Origin of the sequence: Aliiroseovarius conchicola, from assembly GCF_041403445.1 — a bacterium.
In the GTDB taxonomy this organism is placed as follows: domain Bacteria; phylum Pseudomonadota; class Alphaproteobacteria; order Rhodobacterales; family Rhodobacteraceae; genus Aliiroseovarius; species Aliiroseovarius conchicola.
Genome location: NZ_JBGEHL010000018.1, coordinates 25,638 through 32,605, shown reverse-complemented (window position 1 = coordinate 32,605; position 6,968 = coordinate 25,638). Strand labels below are relative to the sequence as shown.

The following is a 6,968-nucleotide window of genomic DNA, read 5'->3' as shown; positions in this document are numbered from 1 at the left end:
ATGCGCAAGAGGTTCTGAAATCACAAGGCAACTGGCTGCTCTTTCTGCCGCCGTACTCGCCCGACCTCAACCCAATCGAAATGGCATACTCGAAACTGAACGACTACCGGCTGGCGCCGGTAGTCGTTCAGTTTGTAACGAAAGCATGCTGTGAGCAGGTATTGAAAATTTGTTGACGCATGCCAATTGATACTAAGCTAATAATGCTTTCGAAGTCTGGATTTAGGTTTTTGGAGCTATTTCCTTTGTTTACCACTGCGGCAGCTGGTTTATGTCTCGATACTGGGTTTGCTGTAGAAAGCACTCGATTCCTTTTTGTGGTTGAAAAGGTATACTGGCTCCGCGAAAGCGGGGCCTTTTTCATTTGGCTGTGAATCCCGGAAACATATTGGACGGGCGCGATCAGATGATACGGCCTTGTTGCAAACCTTTCGACGGGCTTTACAGCGTTCGACGAAATACCTGAAATGGTGTTCCCGCTGTTTCGTGGACGGTTGTGGGCTTAGAGATTCCAGCCCCTCGGTTGCGGCCCTTTCGTAAACTCGGCGCGGTTCAGTTGCCACTCATTCAAAGCACCTTAATTATTGTGGCAATGGTGCGCGCGACTTGTGTTCAGCATGTAGTAACGACACGTTTTGCGTGTAGTCCGCTGGGCGCGACGATGATGAAAGTCCTACCTTTAAGTTTTGATTTTAAGGACTTTTGTTCGTATGTAGTGCATTCTTTACGTGTCTTTGATTAATCTATCGCCCCCACACGATTACCATAAAGTGATACTATTGATGCCTTATTCGCAACAAAATCGACTCATAATATGTACAGGAGTGCGTGTGTATCTTCGAAACATCTTTATGTTCTTGTCACTTTGTGCAGCATTGGCAGACATGCATGATTGGGCGAAGAGTTCGGAAGCGCATAAATGGTAAATAAGACGTCTGTCCGGAGGACTTCGGATGAAAAATACAGCAACCGTGACTCAGCTCGTGGATCCAAATATCCTAGCCCCTGGCTCTGAACTGCTATCCGGTCAATATACGATCGAAAGCCCGCTGAGTTCCGGCGGGTTCGGAATCACCTATCTCGCTAAGGACAGTTTGAACCGTCTTGTCGTGATCAAAGAGTGTTTTCCGACGGCAATGTGCGAACGGGTCGGGACGGATGTCCACCCCAATACCCGCACCTCAGAGAATGCGTACCGCTCGTTGGTTGATCTGTTTATGCGCGAAGCGCAGAACCAAGCCGATATGGAACATCCCGGCATCGCGTCTGTTCATCAGGTGTTTAAGGACAACAATACCGCGTATATGGCTGTTGAGTACATAAAAGGCCCCGACCTTTTTGATGTTCGCCATCAGCAGACCGATGTGACGCCCGGGAATGTCGAGGGATGGTTGAGAAAGACGCTGACGTCGATCAGCTTCATTCACGGCAAGGGCATCCTGCATCGCGATCTTGCGCCCGATAACATCCTTGTTAATGAAAAGAACGACCCCATTCTGATCGATTTTGGCGCCGCGCGAAGTGGCATGGCCGAGGGATCGGAAACCGATATCTCGATCCGCGCTGTTAAAGAAGGCTACTCGCCGCCCGAATTTTATCAACGCGGCGCGCGGCAGCGCTATGACAGCGATCTGTATTCGTTGGCTGCAACATTCTACTTCCTTATCGTAGAGCGGGCTCCTGCTTCGGCGGATGAACGTGTCAAGGCCATCAGCGAAGGCAGGCACGATCCTTACACCCCGCTTGAAGGCCGCGTTGACGGGTATTCGGGCATCGTTCTTCACAGTATCGACAAGGCGTTATCGGTTGAACCCGTAAACCGTTACCACTCCGCTGATGATTGGCTCGAGGACTTCACCGACGCTGAGCGTGCAAGTACATTGCCGCCGCTCGGATCTGAAAACTCCTCCGCGGCTCCTGCTGTTAAAGTTGCCGACAAGAAGTCTTCTTACATCGTGCCGATTCTACTTCTTGGGCTGTTAGCGGTTGGTGGCGCTGGCGGTTACTACTTCGCGACGCAAACACCCGTCGGACCAGAGCTTTCGTCGGCGGGTGATCAAACCGAAGTCGTGGTTGAAACGGAAGAGGTGGCAAGAACATCCGCAGCTATTCCGAGCGAACAAACAGCAGTAGAAGTTGAGCACGCGCCGATCAAAACGATTGATGCCTCCACGACAGAAGACGTTGCAGCGGTTACTGAGGAAGCAGTAACTGACATCAAAAATGCTGAACCCGCAGCGACGCAAGAGGTGACCCAGGAAACGCAACCTGTTGCGGAGCCGGAAACTGTAACAGCGCCCGAGGAAACTGAAAGTGGGCCGACAGTCATCACCGCTGAAACGCTGCGCGCAGCGCAGGAGGCCTCGCAAAGTGCTGAGCCAGCGCTCGATCTGACCGATCTACCGATCACTGCGGACTGGGTGATTGATTTGCCTTTCACCACGACCTCGGCGGAAAGTGCACAAGGCACCTTCGCGCGTGTCACTCTTGTCCGCCCCAATCTGCCTGCAGAGATGCAAGGCTGGTTGCAGTCAGGTAGTGTGATCTACTCGATCAATGAGCATTTGGTCAGCGATCAGGACGGAATTGAAACACGACTGAATGCTGACGCGAGGCTTAGAAATGGTAGCCCCGTAAGCGCAACAATTCGCGTCAGATCTACTGGCAGTTCCGAGATTGAAAATCATCAAGTCGAGTTCGCGCCGGGCTTCAAGTTCAGCTTCGACAATGGGTTGGTTTTTATCGCAGAGAAAACAACAGATGGAAGCTTCCAGACGCGGGTTGCGACGATACCGCCTTCCATAGATACCACGCTGAAAGTAAGCGATGTCCTCCGCTCGGAGGCGCTGTCCGGCCTAGCATTGCGTGATCGCACGGCTGTCGTGGAGGTGGCGAAAAAGCTGATGGAGAGCGGAAATTCAATCGGCTTCTTTACCGTTGCTCGCAAAGGTATTTTGGAGTCCGCCCAGGTTCCTCTTGGTCTGAAAAATTAGATTTTTCGCCGTTGATTGAAGTGGTGCGGGGCTGTTCATTGGTCCCGTGTTTTTCAGTTCTGAACAAAGATTCGAAGGCTAAAGTTTCGAGAATAGATTGAACCAATAGTAAACGCACGGTTCTCACCGCAGCGGTTGTCCTTGGCGTGGGCGATAATGTCTGGATCGTCGACGAAGTCATTGAGGAAGTTTTGCCAGGTCTCGCTGGTTCTTCGAGTGGCATACAGCATGTCTCGGAGTTCTTCGATGCCAACCGACTGCCCAAAGGCACACGCATGCGCAAATTACACATCAAGTGATATCAAAAACAGGTGCCGGGACATCATATCCAAGTGGACGTTAAGCTTTTGACATTCAAAGGGAAAAGTGGCGAAAAGGTCCGTCGTTTCCAATACACAGCGATCGACGATGCAACCAGAGTTCGCGCCCTCAAGGTCTACGAGAAAAAACGCAGGCTAACGCCATCGATTTCATTGACCACATCATTGAAAAGTTCCCATTTCGCATTCGCGAGGTTCGGACGGACAATGGTTATGAATTCCAGGCCAAATTCCATTGGTATGTTGAAGATCTCGGGATCAGGCATGCCTACATCAAACGCGGCACACCGCAATTGAACGGCAAAGTCGAGCGGTCCCACCGGTCCGATCAGCAGGAATTCTACCAGCATCTCAGTTACAAAGGTGACGTCGATCTCGAAGCCAAACTCGATGAATAGGAGCGGTTCTACAACTTCGCCAGACCGCACGACGCACACAACGGCCAGACCCCTTACGAAGCTCTCTGAGACAAGCTACGGTAACACCGCAAGTGTCCCGCAGCTCCGTCTAGGCTACAGCTGCCGGATACATCGCAAACTAATTTCGAAACGCTTTTATGTGATCCGATTGTTGACAAAATTAACACAAAAACCGTTTCGTCAATTAAATGTCGCACCATGACTTTTGCCCAATTCATGCCAAAAACTGGTTTATAACCCTCCGTGGGCTAAGAGCGGTGCGGGCGTAACATTCTGTACATAAAATAAAAAACAAACGTTACTCAAAACTATGGATAGAGGGCGCTTTGGCCAATCATTGTCCAACAATCAGCACAAACCAAACTCAGTTTCACCCAAATTATCGACGACAGTCCAACAATGTCACCGGTGCCGGGGTCGATCCCTGTGCTGTCAGGATCAGTAAATGAGGATTGAATGAAATGAATGTAAAGATGAGTCGGCGGCATTTCGCCGTGTTAATGGGTGCAACTTGCGCCGCGACATCACTTTCCGCCGTGGGCGGAGCTTTGGCGATGGCGGCAGGTCAGGTGGCGCATCACATCAACAAAGCCGATCGGATGAGCATGCTGACAGAGCGGACGGCTAAAGCCGTTGCTTTGATTAAACTGGGCGTCAAGGTCGAAGAAGATTTCCAGCAGTTGCAAGAAGCCCATGACGAGTTTGACGACATTCTTCTGGGGTTCGCCACCGGTGAAGGAAACTCGGGCATCGTCAAAGAGCGTGTGGTTGTCATCAACAACCGTCTGAAGAAAGTTGAAGAGCTTTGGAAGCCGATGCGCAAGGCCGTGGAAGAAATCATCGCGGACCATAAAGTCGACGATGCGCATTTCGCCGCTGTTGAAGAAAACGACGTCGCGCTGGAGAAAGCCTGCCATGACGTGGTTCGCGCGATTGAAGAAGTTTACTCTGGTGTCGACATCGACCCCGGCTTGGCCGTGGCGGTGGATCTGGCCGGTCGTCAGCGAATGCTGACGCAAAAGCTGACCAAAGACGTGGCCTTTGCTGCACTTGACTATCAGGTCGAAGAGGCGCACGAAGATTTCCGCAAGAATTCTACCAAGTTTGGCAAGATCCTTGATGTTCTGCTGACCGGTGGCGGTGGCATCATGACCATTGCCGAGCCTCCGACAGCCGAAGCGAAATCGGCGTTGGAAGTGACCAAAGCTCATTGGACATCGATGGCCGACAAGGTCGCCGAGTTGGATGCGGCCAAGAAGCCAAGCGCTGAACAGGTTGCCGCCTTTGCGGAGGAGACCGAGAAGCTTTTGGTCGAAAGCGATCAGGTCACCGAATATTACGAAGCGTACGTCGCGACCCTTTCGTAAGAAATTCGGCCATCCCCGTGTTGCCACGGTTTTGGGATGACCTCCCTAAATGCCTGCACCCCAACAGACTGCCGTCCCCGTCGCGGGGCACGGACTACCCAATGCATTTTTTTTAAATCGTATCCCGCAAGGGAAGAAGACTAAGGAGCAAAACCTATGAATTGGCTTTCCAAGCTTAAAACCACAACGGCTGCTGCATTGGCCGTTTCGGTTCTCACCGTTCCGGCAATCGGACAAGAAGTTCGCTTGATCGGTACTGACAGCAACATCAACATCACCGGTACACTGCTATCCGCACGTGACGGCAAGTATCTGGTCGAAACCGAGATCGGTGAATTCATTATCGACCAAGAACTGGTGACCTGTGAAGGTGAAGGCTGTCCTGCTGGTCTGGATCTGGCCTATGATCTGGAAATTGCCGCGCCTGATGTTCTGGCTGAAGTTTTGGTTCCGATCCTGGCCGACGGCTATGCCGCATCGAACTTGGACGCAGAAGCCCAGCTTCTGGACGCAAACGGCGAACCGGTTGATACTGAAACCGTTGACGTGGGCGACCACGCCTTTGGTAAAGAGCTTGAATTTGCTGTGCAAATGACCGACTTTGACGGTGAAACTGCTGGCACTTTCGGCATTCACACCGGCTTTGGCTCGCGCCTGTATGAGCGGATGGCGGCGAAGGAAGCAGGTATCGTGTTCACCGAAAGCCCGGCCCGCAAAGCACATCGCGCAGCGGTTGCAGACAGCGGCGGCGGCAACTTGCGTGACTTCGCGCAAGAGCGCGTGATCGCGGTGGACGGTTTCACCATGATAGTAAACCCTGCCAACAACGTGCCGCACCTGTCAATCGAACAAGCGACGCAGATTTTTAAGGGCGAAATCACCAACTGGTCTGAAGTCGGTGGCTCGAACGCGCCGATCAACGTCTACACATTCAACCCCGGCACCGAAGCTTTCCACATGATCGAAGAACTTCTTTTCAAAAAACAGGAAGTTAATGTGACTGAAGACTCGAGCGTCGTTCACTCGACACGTGAGCTGACCACAGCCGTTCTGGACGACCCGGCGGGTTTCGGCATTGTCAGCTTCTCATCGAAGCGTGACGCGCGTGCCGTTCCCCTCCGTTCGGAATGCGGGATTATTCAGGCTCCGTCCGCGTTCAACATCAAGACTGAAGAGTATGAACTGCAAAGCCGTGTGATTGCCTATAACCGTCGTGATGTCCAAGGTCTTGGTCGTGAGTTTGTTGACTATCTCGAGGACTCCGACATTGACGGTCTAGTCTCCAAAGCTGGTTTAACCAGCCTAACGATTGTATCGGACACGCAACAAGAAGCGATCGAGCGCCTGACAGCCGAGCTGGAAGAAGGCGAGAACGAGTACGAAGCTGAACTGGCCGAAGCTCTGCTTAAGAACATGAACACGCATGAACGTCTGTCGACCACCTTCCGCTTTGCGCCGGGCTCTGACCGTCTCGACAACAAGGCACGTCGCGATATGGCGCGGATGCTGTCCTACATCGCTGAACGTAAGCCCAGCGAGATCGTGGTTGTGGGCTTCACTGACAACAAAGGTCCGTTCGACCCGAACCTACTGATCTCGAGGGAGCGTGCGCAAAGCGTTCTGGAAAAGCTGCAGGCAGCGGCGACCGATGGCCAGTTGGACGGCATCACGCTGAAAGCTGAAGGCTACGGCGAGCTTGAGCCGGTGGCCTGCAACACGAACCCGAAGGGTCGTGCAACGAACCGTCGTGTGGAATTCTGGGTTAAGTCTTAACCTAACCCTTGCGTGGCGGGGCCACAGCCCCGCCACGTTTACTTAGTGAGAACTGCCTGAGGGCAGTTCTTCCGATTTCTCAAACAAATGAGGACA

3 protein-coding genes and 2 pseudogenes are annotated in these 6,968 nt (G+C 52.4%); all 5 read left to right on the top strand.

From position 1 onward, the window contains the following. Positions 1 to 98 (top strand): annotated as a pseudogene (locus V6N04_RS17670) (transposase); the annotation flags it as partial. An 855-nt stretch (positions 99 to 953) separates the two neighbouring features. Beyond that, positions 954 to 2,993, top strand: coding sequence for a serine/threonine protein kinase (locus tag V6N04_RS17665; protein WP_371171513.1), 2,040 nt, complete (start codon positions 954 to 956; stop codon positions 2,991 to 2,993). Between the two features lie 248 nt (positions 2,994 to 3,241). Further along, a pseudogene (locus V6N04_RS17660) lies at positions 3,242 to 3,780 on the top strand (integrase core domain-containing protein); the annotation flags it as partial. Between the two features lie 413 nt (positions 3,781 to 4,193). Next, complete coding sequence (locus V6N04_RS17655) at positions 4,194 to 5,099, top strand: type IV pili methyl-accepting chemotaxis transducer N-terminal domain-containing protein (protein ID WP_371171512.1); 906 nt, start codon at positions 4,194 to 4,196, stop codon at positions 5,097 to 5,099. 156 nt (positions 5,100 to 5,255) lie between these two features. After that, entirely contained in the window at positions 5,256 to 6,872 is a 1,617-nt protein-coding gene (locus V6N04_RS17650) for a phosphate ABC transporter substrate-binding/OmpA family protein (RefSeq protein WP_371171511.1), read from the top strand. Positions 6,873 to 6,968: the final 96 nt, after the last annotated feature.

Bases quoted from the DNA above. Each gene is read 5' to 3' on its own strand.
- V6N04_RS17655 (WP_371171512.1), top strand. From the start codon at position 4,194: ATGAATGTAAAGATGAGTCGGCGGCATTTCGCCGTGTTAATGGGTGCA.
- V6N04_RS17650 (WP_371171511.1), top strand. From the start codon at position 5,256: ATGAATTGGCTTTCCAAGCTTAAAACCACAACGGCTGCTGCATTGGCC.
- V6N04_RS17665 (WP_371171513.1), top strand. From the start codon at position 954: ATGAAAAATACAGCAACCGTGACTCAGCTCGTGGATCCAAATATCCTA.